The 18,071-nt window shown below is 61.1% G+C and carries 17 protein-coding genes; 10 read left to right on the top strand and 7 right to left on the bottom strand.

Annotated elements, in window-relative coordinates; genetic code table 11:
• The first annotated feature begins 130 nt into the window (after positions 1-130).
• The 4 genes from kdpC to ACYZT8_RS20685 all read left to right on the top strand — a co-directional run bounded on the left by kdpC (position 131) and on the right by ACYZT8_RS20685 (position 5,003).
• Positions 131-676: a potassium-transporting ATPase subunit KdpC gene (kdpC, locus tag ACYZT8_RS20700; protein ID WP_461975494.1), complete on the top strand. Its 546-nt coding sequence runs from the start codon at positions 131-133 to the stop codon at positions 674-676.
• A 139-nt stretch (positions 677-815) separates the two neighbouring features.
• The gene (locus ACYZT8_RS20695; protein WP_461975492.1) at positions 816-3,467 is read left to right on the top strand and encodes a DUF4118 domain-containing protein; all 2,652 of its coding nucleotides are present in this window, start codon (positions 816-818) and stop codon (positions 3,465-3,467) included.
• Between the two features lie 62 nt (positions 3,468-3,529).
• Positions 3,530-4,267, top strand: coding sequence for a response regulator (locus ACYZT8_RS20690; RefSeq protein WP_461982567.1), 738 nt, complete (start codon positions 3,530-3,532; stop codon positions 4,265-4,267).
• Between the two features lie 145 nt (positions 4,268-4,412).
• Positions 4,413-5,003, top strand: coding sequence for an Ig-like domain-containing protein (locus ACYZT8_RS20685; protein ID WP_461975490.1), 591 nt, complete (start codon positions 4,413-4,415; stop codon positions 5,001-5,003).
• A gap of 107 nt (positions 5,004-5,110) precedes the next feature.
• On the opposite strand, the gene ACYZT8_RS20680 is transcribed toward ACYZT8_RS20685, so the two are convergent.
• Positions 5,111-6,148: a patatin-like phospholipase family protein gene (locus tag ACYZT8_RS20680; RefSeq protein WP_461975488.1), complete on the bottom strand. Its 1,038-nt coding sequence runs from the start codon at positions 6,146-6,148 to the stop codon at positions 5,111-5,113.
• A 223-nt stretch (positions 6,149-6,371) separates the two neighbouring features.
• On the opposite strand from ACYZT8_RS20680, the gene ACYZT8_RS20675 reads away from it, so the two are divergent.
• The 3 genes from ACYZT8_RS20675 (at position 6,372) to ACYZT8_RS20665 (ending at position 8,490) form a co-directional block, all read left to right on the top strand.
• Positions 6,372-6,650, top strand: a complete 279-nt coding sequence (locus tag ACYZT8_RS20675) for a hypothetical protein (RefSeq protein WP_131060017.1) — start codon at positions 6,372-6,374, stop codon at positions 6,648-6,650.
• Between the two features lie 43 nt (positions 6,651-6,693).
• Entirely contained in the window at positions 6,694-7,461 is a 768-nt protein-coding gene (locus ACYZT8_RS20670; RefSeq protein ID WP_461975486.1) for a CHAD domain-containing protein, read from the top strand.
• A gap of 231 nt (positions 7,462-7,692) precedes the next feature.
• Positions 7,693-8,490 carry an acyl-CoA thioesterase gene (locus ACYZT8_RS20665; RefSeq protein ID WP_461975484.1) on the top strand — a complete coding sequence of 266 codons (798 nt, stop codon included), beginning with the start codon at positions 7,693-7,695 and terminating at the stop codon, positions 8,488-8,490.
• Here the strand turns inward: ACYZT8_RS20665 and ACYZT8_RS20660 are convergent, their stop codons facing one another.
• The 3 genes from ACYZT8_RS20660 to ACYZT8_RS20650 all read right to left on the bottom strand — a co-directional run bounded on the left by ACYZT8_RS20660 (position 8,491) and on the right by ACYZT8_RS20650 (position 11,591).
• A complete protein-coding gene (locus tag ACYZT8_RS20660) occupies positions 8,491-8,856 on the bottom strand; it encodes a terminase (protein WP_461975482.1) in 366 nt (121 codons plus the stop codon).
• Between the two features lie 234 nt (positions 8,857-9,090).
• Complete coding sequence (locus tag ACYZT8_RS20655) at positions 9,091-10,572, bottom strand: methyl-accepting chemotaxis protein (RefSeq protein WP_461975480.1); 1,482 nt, start codon at positions 10,570-10,572, stop codon at positions 9,091-9,093.
• Positions 10,573-10,781: 209 nt separating this feature from the next.
• Entirely contained in the window at positions 10,782-11,591 is an 810-nt protein-coding gene (locus ACYZT8_RS20650; RefSeq protein ID WP_461975478.1) for a TatD family hydrolase, read from the bottom strand.
• Positions 11,592-11,826: 235 nt separating this feature from the next.
• On the opposite strand from ACYZT8_RS20650, the gene ACYZT8_RS20645 reads away from it, so the two are divergent.
• The 3 genes from ACYZT8_RS20645 to ACYZT8_RS20635 all read left to right on the top strand — a co-directional run bounded on the left by ACYZT8_RS20645 (position 11,827) and on the right by ACYZT8_RS20635 (position 14,343).
• Entirely contained in the window at positions 11,827-13,248 is a 1,422-nt protein-coding gene (locus tag ACYZT8_RS20645; RefSeq protein WP_461975476.1) for an MltF family protein, read from the top strand.
• Positions 13,249-13,351: 103 nt separating this feature from the next.
• The gene (locus ACYZT8_RS20640) at positions 13,352-13,786 is read left to right on the top strand and encodes a DoxX family protein (RefSeq protein WP_461955071.1); all 435 of its coding nucleotides are present in this window, start codon (positions 13,352-13,354) and stop codon (positions 13,784-13,786) included.
• Between the two features lie 248 nt (positions 13,787-14,034).
• Complete coding sequence (locus ACYZT8_RS20635; protein WP_010461613.1) at positions 14,035-14,343, top strand: hypothetical protein; 309 nt, start codon at positions 14,035-14,037, stop codon at positions 14,341-14,343.
• Between the two features lie 4 nt (positions 14,344-14,347).
• On the opposite strand, the gene greB is transcribed toward ACYZT8_RS20635, so the two are convergent.
• The 3 genes from greB to ACYZT8_RS20620 are packed head-to-tail and all read right to left on the bottom strand — an operon-like array spanning position 14,348 to position 18,067.
• The gene (greB, locus tag ACYZT8_RS20630) at positions 14,348-14,845 is read right to left on the bottom strand and encodes a transcription elongation factor GreB (RefSeq protein WP_033057207.1); all 498 of its coding nucleotides are present in this window, start codon (positions 14,843-14,845) and stop codon (positions 14,348-14,350) included.
• Positions 14,846-14,879: 34 nt separating this feature from the next.
• Positions 14,880-17,384: an ABC transporter permease gene (locus ACYZT8_RS20625; RefSeq protein ID WP_461975474.1), complete on the bottom strand. Its 2,505-nt coding sequence runs from the start codon at positions 17,382-17,384 to the stop codon at positions 14,880-14,882.
• Positions 17,384-18,067, bottom strand: coding sequence for an ABC transporter ATP-binding protein (locus tag ACYZT8_RS20620; protein ID WP_109633656.1), 684 nt, complete (start codon positions 18,065-18,067; stop codon positions 17,384-17,386). The genes ACYZT8_RS20625 and ACYZT8_RS20620 overlap by 1 nt, the downstream gene beginning before the upstream one ends.
• Between the last annotated feature and the right edge of the window lie 4 nt (positions 18,068-18,071).

The following is an 18,071-nucleotide window of genomic DNA, read 5'->3' as shown; positions in this document are numbered from 1 at the left end:
ATTTGTTCAGGCACACCGCATTTGCCGGGTTGACGACTGCTTCGCAGTCGAACGGGAGCAAGCTCCCTCGCCACAGGTGGTGTGTTTGCCTTCACAGTGATGAATGTTCACCGAATTCGAGGATTCTGAAATGTCCACAATGATACGTCCGGCCCTGAGCCTGCTCGTGCTGATGACCCTGATCACCGGCGTCGCTTACCCCTTGGTCGTCACCGGCGTCGCCCAGGTCGCGTTCCCGGATCAAGCCAATGGCAGCCTGGTGCGCGACGCCGATGGCAAAGTCCGTGGCTCGTCGCTGATTGCTCAGGACTTTGTCGGCGATGCCTGGTTCCACCCACGGCCATCCGCCGGCGCGTTTGCCACCGTGTCCAGCAGCGCCAGCAACCTTTCGCCAAGCAACCCGGCGCTCGCGACTCGTGTGATTGACGATGCCAACAAACTGCTGGTGCCAGGTCAGGGCCCGGTGCCATTGGCCATGCTGACCACCTCTGGCAGCGGCCTCGATCCCCACTTGCCACCGGCCGCGATTGCCTATCAACTGGCGCGAGTTGCGGCGGCGCGGAATCTGCCGGTGGCGACCCTCCAGCAATTGATGGATGCGCATATCGAGAAGCCGCTCGTTGGTCCTCCAGTGGTCAATGTGCTGGAGTTGAATGCGGCGCTGGAAAACCTGTAGATCGGTGACGCTACCATTCGCGGGCAAGCCCGCTCCCACAAGGTTCTGTGAACACCGAAGATCCCTGTGGGAGCGGGCTTGCCCGCGATGGCGCCAGAACAATCACCACATAAACACCTGAAATAAGAGATCCCAAAGCATGAGTGACTCCGGCCGCGCCGACGCGCTGTTAGCAGACCTGCCCCGCGATGGCCGTGGCCGGCTCAAGGTTTTCCTCGGCGCCGCGCCCGGTGTCGGCAAGACCTACGCCATGCTGCAAGCAGCCCACACCCAATTGCGCCAAGGCGTGAAAGTCATCGCCGGAGTGGTCGAAACCCATGGCCGCGCCGAAACCGAAGCGCTGCTCGGCGGCTTGCCGCAACAGCCTTTGGTGCGCTCGGAATACCGCGGCGTGATGCTCGAAGAAATGGACCTCGACGGCCTGCTCGCCGCCCAACCGAAACTGGTGTTGGTGGACGAACTGGCCCACAGCAACGCCCCCGGCAGCCGCCACACCAAGCGCTGGCAAGACATCCAGGAATTGCTGGCCGCCGGCATCGACGTGTTCACCACGGTCAACGTCCAGCACCTCGAAAGCCTTAACGATCAAGTGCGCGGGATCACCGGCGTGCAGGTTCGCGAAACCCTGCCGGACTGGGTGCTGCAAGAGGCCTACGAACTGCTGTTGATCGACCTGCCGCCGCGCGAACTGCTTGAGCGTCTGCGCGACGGCAAGGTCTACGTGCCGGAACAGGCGCGGGCGGCCATCGATGCCTTCTTCACCCAGACCAACCTCACCGCCCTGCGCGAACTGGCGATGCAAACCGCCGCCGCTCAAGTCGACAATGACCTGGCCCAGGGTTATCGCCAGCTCGGTCAAGCCGCGCCAGCGGTGCGCGGTCGATTGTTGGTGGGCGTCGATGGCGATGCTCAGGCCGAACGCCTGGTGCGTCACGCCAGCCGCGTTGCCCAGCGGCGGCATCTGCCGTGGAGCCTGGTGCACGTGGACAACGGCAGCGTGCGCGACGAGCAATCGCGCCTGCGCCTGCAAAGTGCTCAGCAATTGGCAGAACGTCTTGGCGGCGAAGTGGTGTTGCTGCGCGCAGGCGAAGTCGCGAAGACGCTGATCCAACACGCTGCCGAGCGCCGCGCCAGTCTGGTATTGGTCGGTCAGTCCCGGCAGCGATTGCGCCGTCGGCTGTTCGGTGGCGGCTTGGCAGCGCGTTTGTTGCGTCATGCCCGCGGGCTGGAAATCAACGTCCTCGACAGCGATCACGAACAGGACCAGCCACGCCAGCGATCAACGCAGTCGCTGGTGTGGTTCGATTACGCGCTGGCCCTGGTGGCTACGATTTTGGCCAGTGCTTTGGCCTGGGCAGTGGCGAGCGTTTTGCCGCTGCCGAATATCTCGCTGGTGTTCCTCGCCGCGGTGTTGCTGGTGGCGGTGCGCAGCAGCCTTGGCCCGGCGCTGGCCTGTGCGGCGCTGTCGTTTCTGACTTATGACTTTCTGTTCATCCCACCGACCTTCTCCTTCAGCATCCAGCGCGAAGAAGACGTGTTGACCTTGCTGTTCTTCCTGCTGATGGCGGCCCTCACCGGTAACCTCGCGGCGCGGCAACGGCGGCAATTACAGGCATTGCGTGACACCCAGGAAGAGACCACCGAACTGCTCGACCTGTCGCGCAAACTCACCGCCGCCACTGATCGCCAGGCCGTGATCAGCGCCGCGGCCCAGCACCTTAACGGCTGGAGCGAATTGCAACTGTGCCTGCTCAATCGTGACGGCCCGGCAGGCTGGAAAGTCGAAACCGGCGGCCCGCTGGAGTTTTCCGAAGCCGAGCGCGCCGCCGCCGATTGGGCCTGGCAACACGACCAGCCAGCAGGCGCGGGCACTGGCACGCTGCCGTTCGGGCGTTGGTGGTGGTGGCCGTTGTCGGTGGAAGACGGACCGTTGGCGCTGCTCGGCGTGTGTGCCAAAGAAGGCCAGACACTAAGCGGCCAGCGTCGGCGTTTGTTGACGGCATTGAGTCAGCCGCTGGCTCAGGCACTGGCGCGTGCGCAACTGGCCGAAGACCTGGAAGCGGCGCGCCTGCACGGCGAAACCGAGCAGTTGCGCAGTGCCTTGCTGGCGTCGGTGTCTCACGATTTACGCACGCCGCTGACTTCCATGCGCGGCAGCATCGACAGCCTATTGGCCCTCGGTGACGCCATCCCGCAGGAGGATCGCCTTGAACTGCTCGAAGGCACCCGCGATGAGGCCGAGCGCCTCGACCGCTACATACAGAATCTGCTGGACATGACTCGCCTTGGTCACGGCGCGTTGAAGCTGGCGCGGGACTGGGTCTCACCAGCGGACATCGTCGGTAGTTCACTCAATCGCCTGCGCGCGGTGCTGGCGCCGTTGCAGGTCACGACCGAAGTGCCAGCCGAATTGCCGCTGCTGTACGTGCACGCCGCGTTGATCGAGCAGGCGCTGGTCAACGTGCTGGAAAACGCCGCGCGTTTTTCCCCGCCTCACGGCCGTCTGCAATTACGTGCCGGAGCCAATGACAGCGAGCTGTTTTTCTCGGTCAGCGACGAGGGGCCAGGGATTCCGGAGGATGAGCGGGCGAAGATTTTCGACATGTTCTACACCGCTGCGCGCGGTGATCGGGGCGGGCAGGGCACGGGGTTGGGGCTGGCGATTTGTCAGGGCATGGTCGGCGCGCATGGCGGTCGGATCAGCGTCGCAGACGGCATCGAAGGGCGCGGCACCTGCATCACGCTGCACTTGCCATTGCAGGCGCAGCCAGACATTGAAAATGAGGGCTGAAAGTGAGCATTGAAAGTGAAGCCTGATACCCTTTGGACATCTCCATGCTGCGATCAGAAAACATGAGCCAGACCGCGACCATTTTGGTCATCGACGACGAACCGCAGATCCGCAAGTTCCTGCGCATCAGCCTCGCCTCCCAGGGCTACAAAGTGCTGGAGGCCGGCACCGGCAACGAAGGCCTGGCCCAGGCGGCGTTGAACAAACCCGACTTGCTGGTGCTCGACCTCGGCCTGCCGGACATGGACGGCCAGCAAGTGCTGCGCGAGTTTCGCGAGTGGTCGACGGTGCCGGTGCTGGTGCTCTCGGTGCGTGCCAGCGAAGGGCAGAAGGTTGAAGCGCTCGATGGCGGTGCCAACGACTACGTGACCAAGCCGTTCGGCATTCAGGAGTTCCTTGCCCGGGTGCGCGCCCTGTTGCGACAGGCGCCCGCTGGCGAGGCCCAGCAAGCGGCGCTGACATTTGGCCCGTTGACCGTGGATCTGGCCTATCGCCGGGTGCTGCTCGAAGGCACCGAAGTCGCGCTGACTCGCAAGGAGTATGCGGTGCTTGCGCAACTGGCGCGGCATCCCGGGCGGGTGATCACGCAGCAGCAGTTGCTGAAAGATATTTGGGGGCCGACGCATACCGAGGACAGTCATTACTTGCGGATAGTGGTGGGGCATTTGCGGCAGAAGCTGGCGGATGATCCGACTCAGCCGCGGTTTATCGTTACCGAGGCGGGGGTTGGGTATCGGTTGTTGAGTGGAGAGGATTCTTTCGGTCAGGCTCCAATTGCAAGTACTAAAGGTAGCTCTTGATACTTGCCGTTCGTCGGGACTGTCATTTATGTCAGGTATGAAGAAGAGATGGGTAGTCGTATCTTCCCTTTGCGACGTCACTGACACTGCGAGCAAAGGTGGCTTCGGTCAAAAAACTCAATCGGTTTATTGAATTGGAGCCGTTATGGAAGACCGCAAACCCTTGGTAATGGATGAGTCGCAAGCGTTTATATCGGGAATGGTTCATTCACTGCAGTTATTCCCGGATCTGGAGCCGGACTCAGCGCCAGATACCACTTTTCAACGTCAGCCTACAGGCGGCAAGAAACCGTATTTTTACAAGGTGGATAATGCGCGCATCGCTCATGTCAATCAGGAGGGTGTAGTCAGAGCTTTACGCTCGGGCAAGGTCACCGTGGAGGTCACTGACGCGACGGGGCAATCCAAACGTTACATCGTGAATATCCCGTACGGGAAAGCCTTTTTCCATTTTGGCACTGCAAGGCTGCGTTCTTTAATGGAAGATGCCAATAGAGAACGAGTGCAACTTTCAGATATCAATGATTTGAGGGTTCTTTATCAACGCTTTGGCAATCGGTGGCCTTTGGAGGGTGGGCAGTTTTGGTCGACGACGGGTTCATCGGAAAAACCAGAGCCACCACCGCCCGACCCGATAGGGACAGGACTCAATTACTACACGAAGGACATGAAAAGCGGTATTGAACAGACAAACGACGGTGGTCATGTCTTTACTGCATTGGGCAGGAATTTGTAAAAGTACTCGTCCTTAAAATCATCCAGGGGAGCTGAAAGTCAACTCCCTTCGATGTGTTTTGGCCAAAGTGATGCAGCAACCACTTTGGCACATTGAGCATCACTGTTTCAGTCCCGCTCATTCTCATACCGATCCAGCGTATCCCGAGCAATCTCGCGCCCCAGCGCGATCAACTCCGGCGCCTTGTAAAACTCGAAAAACCGGCACACCCGTTTCGGCACGTTGATCAAGATATCCGGCGGATACCCGGCGATCTTGTACTGCGCCAATGACGTCTGCATCACCTCGAAGCTCTGGTTGATCAGGTCCAGCAAGGACGCCGGCCCCACGTTGTCGATGATGAAAGAACCGGTGGCGGACTTCGGCGCGCCTTCGCGTTCGGGAGCGGCCGCCGGTTGCTGGGCTTCGGGTTCGGCAGATTCGATCCAGGGGTTGATGTCGGCCGCTTCTGCCATCAACGCTTCCTTCTCCAGCAGCAGCAACTGCTCCGCCTGCTTGCGGCGGAACGGCATTTTTGAACCCAGCGAGTTGATCAGGCTGTCGAACCGGGTCTTGAACGCCGCCGGGCGCTGGATCACTGGCAGTTGATAGTGACGCTGGTTGGTGGAATTGAGGTTGACCGCGATGATCAGGTCGCAGTGACTCGATACCACGGGCACGATCGGTAAAGGGTTGAGGATGCCGCCGTCCACCAGCATGCGATTGCCCTGCATGACGGGTGTGAACAGGCTGGGAATCGCCGCCGAGGCACGCATGGCCTGGTGCAGACAGCCTTCCTGGAACCAGATTTCCTGCTGGTTTGTGAGGTCGGTGGCCACCGCCGTGTAGGGGATGCGCAGGTCTTCGATGTTGATCTCGCCGACGATCTTGCGGATCTGCCCGAACACCTTCTCCCCGCGAATAGCGCCCAGACGAAAACTGACGTCCACCAGACGCAAAACGTCGAGGTAGTCCAGGCTTTCGATCCAGTCGCGATACTCATCGAGTTTACCTGCGGCGTAGATTCCGCCGACCACGGCGCCCATCGAGCATCCCGCGATGCAGGCGATGTCGTAGCCGCGCCGTTCGATTTCTTCAATGACACCGATATGGGCATAACCCCGGGCTCCACCCGAGCCCAACACCAGCGCGACACGCTTTTTCATGAATCGCCCTCGTCTGACAAGGTTCAACAATGCACCCATCAAGGGGCGCGCTTCAATCGCCAAGGTCGCTCGGCGGGCCGAGAGCGTCGTTTTTTCGACACTCCATGGCGGCACATGGGTATTCTCGCGAGCGCTGGCAGTTTGCGCGGCGGGGCCAAGGCACTTTTCAGGCGCCAGACCGTCTTACCTGCACGACTGTTTACCTATTTTTGAGGTGTGAGTGATGAAAGCCTGGATCTGTGTACCTTTGATTGCCCTGGCACTCGCCGGTTGTGCCGGCAAAACCGCTTATCGTGACAGTTGCGGTGGCGGGCTCGATGCCGCGTGGCATGAACTGGACCTGGCCAAGGCTGAGGGTTTCGCCGGCACCGTCAGCTACTCCAAAGCCCTGTCGCTGTTGACGGCGGCCAAGACCCAACAGCAATTCGAAGGCTTCGAAGGCTGCACCAAGAAGGCCGAGAAAGCGCGCTTCTATATTCGTGAGTCGCGCGCCGGCCGTTGAGGCATGATCTAGGCTTGGGGAAATTCATTTCAGGGAGCAAAAAATGCCTGCCTTGGTTGATCGGTTGGTGGCTCAAGTTCTGGGTATGGAAGTTCGTCTGCTGGCCTGCCAGGCACGCCTGAGTGCGCGCACTGACTCGGAGGCGTTGCACGACCTGCGCACTACGGTTCGCCGGTTGCGCAGCTTGTTGCGGCCATTGCGCGGGCTTCCCGGGGTCGAGCAGCTGGAAGCGGCGGCGTCTCGGGTTGGCGAGCTGACCACGCCCTTGCGGGATCGCGAGGTGCTGGCGGCGTACTTGCTCCAGCACGATCAACCGGAGGCGGCGCAACGGCGCATGGCGCAGATGGCTGAAGCTTATCCGGCGGTAGCGACCAGCCCCGAAGTGACGCAGTTGTTGATGATCCTCGACGCCTTTCCGCGTTTTCTGCGCGCTTCCCAGCGTCAGGGCTTGCTCAAGGGCTTGCGCAAACGCATCGAAAAACGCCTGGCCAAACAATGGAAGAAGCTAGATCAGGCGTTGCACGACCCAACCCACGATCGCCATCGCTTGCGCCTGCTGATCAAGCGCGTGCGCTACGGCATCGAAGCCTATCCCGAACTTGATCGATTGCCCAAGGCTGCGATGCCGCGTTTGAAGGCTGCGCAAGGTGCGCTGGGCGACTGGCACGACTGCTGGCAATGGCTGGCCAGGGCCGAACAGGAAGCCGATTTGCAACCTTGCGTCGCGGTCTGGAAAACCACCATGGCCAAGGCCGAAGAGCGCGCCGACCGCGTCCTCGACAAACTCAGCGCAGCCTGCTTCAAGTCCTGAAACCCCCGCAAATCCCTGTGGGAGCGAGCTTGCTCGCGATAGCGGTGTATCAGTCGGCATCAGGGCTGGCTGACAGATCGCTATCGCGAGCAGGCTCGCTCCCACAGTTGATCGGTGTTGAGTCAGAGTCAGGCGCGGCTCATCTGTCAGTACTTTTGGCCGGAATAAGCGCTGTGCCGGCCTCCCTGGCTGGTTAAGATCCCTCCATCCTTTTTCCGTACCGAGGTCTCCATGCGTTTTTCCGATCTGCTCGATGCCGTCCGCAGCCAGCCGCTGGAGCTGTCTATCCCGGCCGGATGGGCTCAGGGGCGTGCCAGTTTCGGTGGTTTGGTGGCCGCGTTGCAATACGAAGCCATGCGCGCAAAAGTCCCGGCGGACCGACCGGTGCGTTCGCTGGCGATCACCTTTGTCGGACCGGTCGAACCCGAAGTGCCGGTCAGTTTTGAAGTCGATGTGTTGCGCGAAGGCAAAGCCGTGAGCCAGGTGCTGGGCCGGGCCATGCAGAAGGGGCAGGTGGTGACGTTGATCCAGGGCAGCTTCGGCGCCTCGCGGCCTTCCGAAGTCAGGGTCGCGGCCGAGCCGGCACCTGAGATGAAACACTGGGACGACTGTCAGGAGCTGCCGTACATCAAAGGCGTACTCCCGGAATTCATGCAGCATCTGGCGATGCGCTGGAGTGTCGGCGGCCTGCCGTTTACCGGCAATAAATCCCGCGAGATGGGTGGCTGGGTGCGTTTGCGTGGGGATGTGAAGGAAGAGGCGGTCAGCGAGTCGCATATTCTGGCACTGGTCGACGCCTGGCCTCCGGCCCTGTTGCCGCACCTGAACAAACCGGCGATGGGCAGCACGCTGACCTGGACCATCGAATTCGTCCAGCGGGTGCTTGAGCTGAGCACGCTGGACTGGTGCAAATACCTGGTTGAAATCGAGCATGGCGCCGACGGCTACGGTCATGCGGCCGCGAAACTGTGGAGCGCGGATGGTCGACTGATCGCCATGAGCCGACAGACGGTAACGATTTTCGCCTGATCAATGACGACGGTGGCGCTCACGCCAGGCGCGCCACCAGCCGCCGCTCAGGAAAAACCGTGGGAAGGTCAGGAACTGCTCGACCACCAAACGCGATAGCGCATCTTTGCGATCACTGAACGGCTCGGAGGCTTGGGCCTCCAGGCTGTGGCCGTGGCGTTGCAGGCCCAATGCGGCGATCACGCCAATGACACCGATGGCAAAGTTCGCGAAATTCAGGCCGAACACCCCGGAAACAATCAGCAGAAACGCCACGATGAACAGCGGCACGGCAATCAGGTGCAACACCAGATTGGTCGGGTGCTGGTGATTGCCCGGGTAGGCGCGCCATTGCCAGGCGGGAAGGTTGGGGTGACGTTTGCCCATGATGCTAATCCTCGATCCATGTTGAACACATGATTGAAGAATAGGCGGGGCAAGAGCGGGCGGCGAATCGAGGTTGGCTATTGGAGTGATAGTTCGTCATGGTCGGAATTGATGTTGGCCAGGCTGGCGCTATCGCGAGCAAGCTCGCTCCCACAGGATTAGCGCTATTTCAAAGTCTGCGCACTACCTGTGGGACCGGCTGTGCGGCGATCCGACTTGCCCGCGAAGTGGCCCTCAAAGCTTGAGCTGCCCGATCGCCTTGTTCAATTCCCCAGCCAGCGCCGCCAATTCATTGCTGGTGGTCGCTGAGTCCACCGTCTGCTGCACGGTGTTCTCGGTCACATCGCGAATACTCACCACCGCCCGGTTCATCTCTTCCGCCACCTGACTCTGCTGCTCGGCCGCCACCGCAATCTGTGTATTGCTTTCGCGCATCTGCGCCACGGCGCTGGTGATTTGCGCCAATGCGACGCCAGCCTCCTGGGCCTGTTGCACGCAGTCGTCGGCCTTGAACGAGCTTTCCTGCATGAAGTCCACCGCGTCCCGGGTCCCGGACTGCAGCGCGGACACCATGAGGGTGATCTCGTCGGTGGACGTCTGGACACGCTTGGCCAGGTTGCGCACTTCATCGGCGACCACCGCAAAGCCGCGTCCCATTTCGCCGGCCCGGGCCGCTTCAATCGCTGCGTTCAGCGCCAGCAGATTGGTCTGCTCGGCAATGCTGTGAATCACGCTGACCACGCCGTTGATTTTCTGACTGTCCTCGGCGAGGCGCTGGATCATCTCGGCTGTCTGCTGCACGCCGCTGGACAACCCGGCGATGGATTTCTGTACCCGACTGACCACTTCCTGTCCGCTGCCGGCCAAGGTGTCCGCGGTTTGCGAGAGGTCGCGGGTCGCGCCGGCGTGCTGGGCGATGTGGTAGACGGTGGCGGTCATTTCGTTGATCGCCGTGGCCGCCTGATCGGTTTCGCTTTGCTGGCCGAGCATGCCGTGACGCACCTCGTTCATGCTCGAGGCCAGTCGCGCCGCACCGACATCCAATTGCCGGGCGGTGCTGGCGACGGTGTTGACCACTCGCTGGTATCCGGCCTGCATTGCGTTGAAGGCATTGGCCATCTGCCCGACTTCGTCCTTGCAGGCCAGTGGCACACGGGCTGACAGGTCGCCGGTTTTCTCGACGTGGAGCATCACGTCTTTCAAGGTATTGAGCTGACTCAGCAGGAACCGGATCAACAACTGCGAAGCGCCCAGCATCGCCAGCATCAGGATGAACACCGCCACCGCGTAGTTGGCGAATCGTTCGCCGAACACCTGGCTCAGGCTCGGGCCATAGGCGACCACTGCGAGTTGCTGACCGTCGGGGCGAGAGATCACCTCGGCGCCCATCAACGGGTTGTCGCCGAACAGCGGCATGACGTTGATCTCGACCCAGCCATTGGCATCGGCCAGTTCCAGTATCGGCTGCCCGTTCAGCAACGGTGCCTGCCCGTGAGTGAAAACCAGCAGATGATCGGCCTTGGGCAGCGGTTGCCCGGCAGGCCAGGCGTTGAGCAAGCGTGCCTGAGCCTGAGCCGCTGCTTGGGAGGCATGGCTGCGGGCTTGTTGTTCGAGCTGCACGGCGTACAGCACAAGCAAAAGGGTGGTGAAGAAGGCGACTGCATTGACCGCCCAGAATTTGTATTTCAGCGAGATATTGCTAAGCCAGGCACCCATGGAGGTCTTCTCTGATAGCGGAAACAGCATTGGCAAGGTGCCAGCATTGTGCCGCTATGCAGGAACTCAGATGTTGATGCAGGTCAACGAGCACCACATATCCAAATGTGGGAGCGGGCTTGCTCGCGAAGGCGGTGGGTCAGTAGATGTAGATGTGGACTGATATTCCGTCTTCGCGAGCAAGCCCGCTCCCACAATGGGAAATTTGGTTACTGGGGGATTGAGGGCAGGCCGTAGAAGACCCGTGCGCAGGCAGTGGTATGAGCAGCCAGATCCTCTTCCGTCTCACCACGATGCAACGCCACTTCCCGCAGCACTTCCGTCAAATACGCCGGCTCATTGCGGCCATTCTTCGGCTTGGGCCGCAAGCTGCGCGGCAGCAGATACGGCGCATCGCTCTCCAGCATCAAACGCCCGCGCTTGATCTCCTTGACCAGCGGATGCAGATGCGTGCCCCGGCGCTCGTCGCAGATCCAGCCGGTGATGCCGATGTGCAAATCCAGATCGAGGTAACTGAACAGCGCCTTCTTTTCCCCGGTGAAGCAATGCACCACCGCGGCCGGCAGCTGATCACGGTAATCGCGGAGGATTTCCAGCAGTCGCTGACTGGCATCGCGCTCATGGAGGAAAACCGGCAATTGCAGGTCGACCGCCATCGCCAGGTGTTCTTCGAGGACTTTTTCCTGCTGTGGGCGCGGCGAGAAATCGCGATTGAAATCCAGCCCGCATTCACCCACCGCCACCACGTTGGGTTCCTTGAGCAAACTGCGCAGGCGCTGGGCGCTGTCGGCGTTCCAGTCGCTGGCCGAGTGAGGGTGAATGCCTGCGGTGGCGAACAGCCGCTGAGCCGACTCGTCCAGCTCCCGGCACAGTTCCAGTGCCTGTTCGCTGCCCTCGACACTGGTGCCGGTCAGGACCAATTGGCAGACCCCCGCGGCATACGCGCGATCGAGTACGGCCTGGTGCTTATCACCAAAACTGGGGTTGGTCAGGTTGACGCCGATATCGATGAGTTGCATGGTGCTACCTCGGACCAAAGGCCGGAAAGCATATCAGAGCTGTAGATTTATAAGAAAAGCCAAGAACTACAACGAGTTAAAGCTGTCTCTTGATGCCGCGAGACACGCCGGGGTGGTCAAGGTGCCATCACTGTGCCAGTCTTTCGCACTTTGTCAGCGCTCAAGGCGCTCTGTTTCTGTCGTTCGATTTCATGAAAATTCGTGAAGTCGGCCCAGTATTCTTTCCGGAGAGTGGATGACACGTCCCTCGATTTTGCTATTGCTGTGTTGTTCGTTGCTGCTGCCGATGCCGGCGGTTGCGCGTCTGGCCGGCCCACTGCAGGCCGTGCCGGCGGCCAAGGTCCGTGACCTGACGGAGATTCGCAGCAGTCGTGTGTTGCGGGTGCTGGTCAACCAGAGCCGCAACAGTTCCGGCGAAGTCCAGGGCCAGGCCATCGGCGTCGAATATCACCGCCTGCGTGCCTTCGAGCAATACCTCAACGGTCACGCCCGTGACGGTCAGGAAATCACCCTCAAGATCATTCCCAAAGCCAAGGATCAACTGCTCGGTGCCTTGCAGCGCGGGGAGGGTGACCTGGTTGCTCCGGGGGAACTGCTCGATTTTCAACCGGGCCACGCGGTCAGCAGCAGCGAACCGATTGCCAGCAACATCCCGTTAGTGCTGGTGGGCATCAAAGGTGAACGCCGTTACACCCGAGTCGAACAACTCTCGGGTAAAACCCTGGCGCTGCCCACCGGCAGTGCCGCCGGGGACGCGGTCAGTCAGATCAATTCAAAGCTCGCCCTGCACAAACTGGCTCCGGTGAAAATCGAATGGGTCGACCCCAGTCTTGCCGTCGAGGATGTGCTGGAAATGGTCCAGGGCGGGATCTTTCACCTGACCATCGTCGAGCAACCGATTGCCGAACGCTGGGGCAAGATCCTGCCCAAGTTGCGCTTCGACAAGCAGGTGCTGATCAGCGAGCCGGGCGAGGAATACTGGTTCGTGCGCCGTGACGCCTCGATGCTGCGCGCGAGCATTGATCGCTTCCTGACAACCTACAAGAAACCGTCGGACCAGGATGCGGCGTTCCTGCGAATCTATCGACGCCTGTATCAAGTGCACTATCCATTGGCCAAGGCTGATCGCCAGCGTCTGGAAAAACTTCGCCCAGTGCTGCAAAAGCACGCTGATGCCCAAGGCATGGACTGGCTGAACCTGGCGGCGCTGGCCTTCAAGGAATCCGCGCTGCAGCCCAATGCCCGCAGCGGCAGCGGCCCCACCGGACTGATGCAAATCACTCCATCCGCAGCCCAGCGTGTCGGGGTCAACAACATTCAGAACCTCGACGCCAACGTTCAGGCCGGTGCCAAGTACCTGGCGATGATCCGTCGCAAGTTCTTCGCAAGTCCCAAACTCAACGAGCGCGAGCGCATGGCGTTCGTGCTGGCGGCATACAACATGGGACCGGAACGGGTTCAAGGCATGCGCGCCGAAGCCCGGCGGCGCGGCCTGAATCCCAATCAGTGGTTCTTCCAGGTCGAGCGCATTGCCATGGAGCAGGTGGGAATGGGCGTCGTCAGCTATGTTAATAGCGTGAACAAGTATTACTTGGCGTTCGATCGTGAAAGGGAGTCGTTGGAGCCCCAGGGGCAAAAAGTTGCCTCACGCAAGTGATCGACTAAGCTGATTGTTATGTCGCAAAAATTGCGATTTTAACATTGGATTAATCGATTAATATAGCGGCCAACCAACACACAATCACTATGGATGACACAGCATGAGCTCACTGATCAACAAGGTACTGTTTACCCGCGCTGGCTACGGCTTGACCGTTCTGCGGATCTTCGTCGGCATCATCTTCGCCGCTCACGGCGCGCAGAAACTCTTCGGCATGTTCGGTGGTTACGGCATTGCCGGCACCGCGCAGTACATGGAAAGCCTGGGTCTGGCACCGGGTCAGCTGATGGCGATTCTGTCCGGTGGTACTGAGTTCTTCGGCGGTCTGGCCCTGATCATCGGTCTGCTGGTACGTCCGGCAGCACTGGGTCTGGCCTTCCTTTCGCTGGTCGCCATTTTCACTGTGCACATCAGCCACGGTCTGTTCATGTCCAACAACGGTTATGAATTCGCCCTGGCCTTGCTCGGCGGCAGCATCGCGGTACTGATCGAGGGTGCCGGCAAATTGTCGGTAGACCGCGCCATCGCTGACTGACCGCTCTGGCTCAACGAAAAGGCCTGCATTGCGCGGGCCTTTTTTGTTGCGCGTCATTCTTGACACTGTCCGGTCAGCTTCTCTAGGATGCTGCTCATGCGCCGATTTAAACAGCTACTTGCGGGGCGCCAGGTGACTCATCCAGTTGCCGATAGAAGCTTGAAACAGGCTTCGAAATACCGCTAAAGCGCTGGTTCGGTGTTGCCTCTCACCTGCCATGCAGACTTTTGAGGCAGAGACACGACACAATGAATGCACTAAGCCCTGTTGTACGCCCCGCGCCGATCACGGCACACCTCACCCAGCGCAATCCAAAAATCCTGCTTGGCGGAAAACATCAGCCGACGCTCCTGCGTTACCTCGATGGCTGGCCACGTCGCACTGGCGGGCCCGCGGCGTTCCTGATCCAGTTTGTCGAAGACGGCGAATCACTGGCGCGGTTTGCCAGCGACAGTTTTGATCTGGCGGTGATTCAATCCCCCAGCGTCGAAGAGGCGCCAGAAGTGATCAGGCAACTGACCCGGGTTGCCCGGCAAGGTTTGATTACGCGCCGTTGAGGCTTCAGAGATACTCGATTGCCACGATGTACACGCACTGCTCACCGGTCGGCGTCTGGACCCGAACCTCGGCGTCCAGCGCCTTGCCGATGAGGGCGCGGGCGAGTGGCGAGTCGATGCTGATCAGGCCCAGTTTCAAGTCCAGCTCATCCGGCCCGACGATGCGGTAGCGTGACTCTTTGCCGTCTTCATCTTCGATGGTGACCCAGGCGCCGAAGTAAACCTTGTTCGGGTCGCTGGGCTTCTCGCTGACGACTTTCAGTGCTTCGAGCCGCTTGGTGAGAAAGCGCACGCGACTGTCGATTTCGCGCAGCATCTTTTTGCCATAGGTGTACTCGGCGTTTTCCGAGCGATCACCCTGCGCCGCCGCCTCGCTGACCGATTGCGTCACCTGAGGCCGACGGACATGCCAGAGCTCATGGAACTCGGCCCGCATCCGCGCTTCACCTTCGGGGGTGATCAGCGCGGTGCCAGCAGTGCGGGGAGGGCGATAACGGCTCATGGCAACTTCTTGTGATGGAAAGGCCTTGAGTCTATCAACCCTCGCGCAACACTGTCAGGGGGCTGGCGTTCAACGCGCGACGGGTACCGAACACGCCAGCGCCGCCAATCAGCACCGCGCCAATCAACGGCAACACCAGCAGCCACGGATGCGGATGCCACGGCAGGTCGAAGGCGTAGCGGTAAAGCACCAGGCTCACCAGTTCCGAACCCAGTGCCGCCAACAAACCGCTGACCGCGCCGAGCAAGCCGAACTCGATTCGCCGTGCCTTGACCAGCAGTTGCCGTTCGGCCCCCAGTGCTCGCAGCAGCGCACCTTGGCGAATACGTTCATCGAGGGTCGCCTGCAAGCCCGAGAACAACACCGCCATCCCCGCCGCCAATACAAACAGCAGCACATACTCCACCGCCAGGGTGACCTGGGCGAGGATGCTGCGCAGCTGCTCCAGCAAGGCTTCCACTTGCAGAATGGTCACCGCCGGGAAGGCCCGAGACAGGTCGACAATCTGCTGATCGTGACCCGCCGCCAGGTAGAAACTGGTCAGGTAGGTCGCCGGCAGATCCTTCAACGTGCCTGGCTGGAAGATCATGAAGAAGTTCGGCTGGAAGTTGTCCCAGTTGATCTCCCGCAGGCTGGTGACTTTCGCTTCGCGATTGACCCCGCCAACGGTAAAGACCATGTGATCGCCGAGCTTGAGTTTCAGGCTTTCGGCAACCTTGCCTTCCACTGATACGCCAGGCACGTCGTCGGGTGGCTGTTCGCTCCACCAGTTGCCTGCTGTGAGTTTGTTGCCTGCCGGCATGTCCGCCGCCCAGGTCAGGCTCAGGTCGCGCTGGATGGCCCGATCACCTGCCGAATCCTTGCTGACGATTTCCTGCACCGGCTCGCCGTTGATGCTGATCAGGCGTCCGGGCACGACCGGGTACAGCGGCGCTGATTGGGCTGACAGTTCGATCAGGCGATCGGTGAAGGCCTGTTTGTCGGCGGGCAAGATGTTCAGGGCGAAATAGTTTGGCGCGTTTTTCGGCAACTGGTTCTGCCAGGTATCCAGCAATTCGCCGCGCAGCAATGCGATCAGCGCCATGGACAACAAGATCAGGCCGAAGGCCAGGGATTGTCCCGCTGCCGCCAAAGGATGACGCAGCAGTTGGCCCAGGCCTAGGCGCCACGGCAATGAAGCGCGTGCCAGCATCCGGCGCAGGCTTTTGAGCAGCAGCAACAGCAGGCCACCGAGGATCAACGCCGCAATCACGCCGCCGCCGAGCAGGGCGAAGGTCAGCACCAGATCGAGGCTCAGGCGCCACATGATCAGGCCGAGGGCGCCCAAGGCGGCGCCATAGACCATCCAGGTGCTGGAAGGAATCGGCAGCATGTCCCGACGCAGGACCCGTAACGGTGGCACTCGACCGAGTGCAGCCAGCGGTGGCAGGGCAAAACCGGCCAATGCCACCAGCCCGGTGCCGATCCCGGCAATGGCTGGAAACAGCCCGCCCGGTGGCACATCGGTCGGCAACAGATCATGCAGCAACGCGAACAATCCAAGCTGTGCGAGCCAGCCGAGGAGGGCGCCACTGAGACTGGCGAGCAGGCCGAGTACCGTCAGCTGCAAACTGAACAGCACCATGGTTTCCCGGCGCGACAGACCCAGGCAACGCAGCAAGGCACTGGCATCGAAACGGCGGGTGGCGAAGCGCGTCGCCGACAGCGCCACGGCCACGCCGGACAGCAGAACCGCCACCAGACTGGCCATGTTCAAGTAACGCTCGGCCTTGCCCAGCGCGCCGCCGATTTGCCGGTTGCCGTCGCGGGCATCCTGTATGCGCTGGTTGGCGGCCAGGCCGGGTTTGATCAGTTGACGATAGGTTTCCAGGGCTTCGGCTTTACCGCGCCAGAGTTCGCGGTAACTGACCCGGCTGCCCGGTTGCACCACGCCGGTCGCGGCGAGGTCGCTGAGGTTGATCAGCACGCGCGGCGTGAGACTGTAGAAATTGCCGGCACGGTCCGGTTCGTAAGTCAGGACGCGTGCCAGTTTCAGGGTGCGCAGGCCGACATCGATGCTGTCGCCGATCTTCAAATCGAGCGCGGTCAGCAGCCGCGCTTCGACCCAGGCTTCGCCGGGTTTCGGTCCGCCACCGGACTCCTCCGGGGCGAAAGGGGCCGGGGCGCTTTTCAGTTCGCCACGCAGCGGATACACATTGTCGGCCGCCTTGATGCTGGACAGCTGAATGCCGTTGTCAGTGGCGATGACACTGGAGAACTCCACCACTTGAGCGTGTTCGAGGCCCAGTTCCGTGCCGCTTTTGATCTGTTCGGGCCGCGCGGGAGAGCTGCCTTCAAGCAACAGGTCGGCGCCGAGAAACTCGGTGGCGCGCAGCATCATGGCGCCGTTCAGGCGGGCACCGAAGTAGCCGATGGCGGTACTCGCTGCCACGGCGACTACCAGGGCGAAGAACAGCACGCGCAATTCACCAGCGCGGGCGTCGCGCAGGAGTTGGCGGATGGCAAGACTGAACAGGCGCAACAGCGGCAGGCGTGCCATCAAGGCTCCAGAGGGGCGACCAGCAGGCCGGCTTCAAGGCGGATCAGGCGCCGGCAGCGATGTGCCAGGCGTTCGTCGTGGGTCACCAGCACCAGGGTCGTGCCGCGTTCCTGGTTGAGTTCGAACAACAGGTCACTGATGCGCTCGCCGGTGTGGCTGTCGAGGTTGCCGGTGGGTTCGTCGGCGAACAGCACATCGGGTTCGGCGGCAAACGCCCGGGCAATCGCCACGCGCTGCTGCTCGCCACCGGAGAGCTGGCGCGGCGAATGGGTCAGGCGCTGGCCCAGGCCAACCCGCTGGAGCAATTGAGTGGCACGTTCACGGGCGTCTTTGCGGCCATCGAGTTCCAGCGGCAGCATGACGTTTTCCAGTGCGTTGAGGCTGTCCAGCAGTTGAAAGGACTGAAACACAAAACCGACATGCTCGGCCCGAATGCGCGCGCGCTGGTCTTCATCGAGATTGCTCAGGCCTTGGCCGGCGAGGGTGACTTCACCGCTGCTCGGCAGGTCAAGGCCGGCGAGCAGACCGAGGAGGGTGGATTTGCCGGAACCGGAGGCGCCGACGATGGCCAGGCTGTCGCCCTTGTTCAGTTCCAGGCTGAGTTCGTGCAGGATAGTCAGTTCACCTTCCGCGCTGGGAACCACTTTGCTGAGGTTCTTCGCGGTGAGAATGCTTGCGCCCATGGAG

It is taken from the genome of Pseudomonas sp. LB3P93 (assembly GCF_054898025.1).
Note: the sequence above shows the minus strand (reverse complement) of the source record. Positions and strands in the feature narration are given on the sequence as shown.

Excerpts from the sequence above, each read along its gene's own strand:
- ACYZT8_RS20635 (WP_010461613.1), top strand. The coding sequence starts at position 14,035 with ATGAATGCACTAAGCCCTGTTGTACGCCCCGCGCCGATCACGGCACAC.
- ACYZT8_RS20655 (WP_461975480.1), bottom strand. The coding sequence starts at position 10,572 with ATGGGTGCCTGGCTTAGCAATATCTCGCTGAAATACAAATTCTGGGCG.
- ACYZT8_RS20680 (WP_461975488.1), bottom strand. The coding sequence starts at position 6,148 with ATGAAAAAGCGTGTCGCGCTGGTGTTGGGCTCGGGTGGAGCCCGGGGT.
- kdpC (WP_461975494.1), top strand. The coding sequence starts at position 131 with ATGTCCACAATGATACGTCCGGCCCTGAGCCTGCTCGTGCTGATGACC.
- ACYZT8_RS20695 (WP_461975492.1), top strand. The coding sequence starts at position 816 with ATGAGTGACTCCGGCCGCGCCGACGCGCTGTTAGCAGACCTGCCCCGC.
- ACYZT8_RS20640 (WP_461955071.1), top strand. The coding sequence starts at position 13,352 with ATGAGCTCACTGATCAACAAGGTACTGTTTACCCGCGCTGGCTACGGC.
- ACYZT8_RS20690 (WP_461982567.1), top strand. The coding sequence starts at position 3,530 with ATGAGCCAGACCGCGACCATTTTGGTCATCGACGACGAACCGCAGATC.
- ACYZT8_RS20675 (WP_131060017.1), top strand. The coding sequence starts at position 6,372 with ATGAAAGCCTGGATCTGTGTACCTTTGATTGCCCTGGCACTCGCCGGT.
- ACYZT8_RS20665 (WP_461975484.1), top strand. The coding sequence starts at position 7,693 with ATGCGTTTTTCCGATCTGCTCGATGCCGTCCGCAGCCAGCCGCTGGAG.
- ACYZT8_RS20650 (WP_461975478.1), bottom strand. The coding sequence starts at position 11,591 with ATGCAACTCATCGATATCGGCGTCAACCTGACCAACCCCAGTTTTGGT.
- ACYZT8_RS20645 (WP_461975476.1), top strand. The coding sequence starts at position 11,827 with ATGACACGTCCCTCGATTTTGCTATTGCTGTGTTGTTCGTTGCTGCTG.
- ACYZT8_RS20625 (WP_461975474.1), bottom strand. The coding sequence starts at position 17,384 with ATGGCACGCCTGCCGCTGTTGCGCCTGTTCAGTCTTGCCATCCGCCAA.
- greB (WP_033057207.1), bottom strand. The coding sequence starts at position 14,845 with ATGAGCCGTTATCGCCCTCCCCGCACTGCTGGCACCGCGCTGATCACC.
- ACYZT8_RS20660 (WP_461975482.1), bottom strand. The coding sequence starts at position 8,856 with ATGGGCAAACGTCACCCCAACCTTCCCGCCTGGCAATGGCGCGCCTAC.
- ACYZT8_RS20685 (WP_461975490.1), top strand. The coding sequence starts at position 4,413 with ATGGAAGACCGCAAACCCTTGGTAATGGATGAGTCGCAAGCGTTTATA.
- ACYZT8_RS20620 (WP_109633656.1), bottom strand. The coding sequence starts at position 18,067 with ATGGGCGCAAGCATTCTCACCGCGAAGAACCTCAGCAAAGTGGTTCCC.
- ACYZT8_RS20670 (WP_461975486.1), top strand. The coding sequence starts at position 6,694 with ATGCCTGCCTTGGTTGATCGGTTGGTGGCTCAAGTTCTGGGTATGGAA.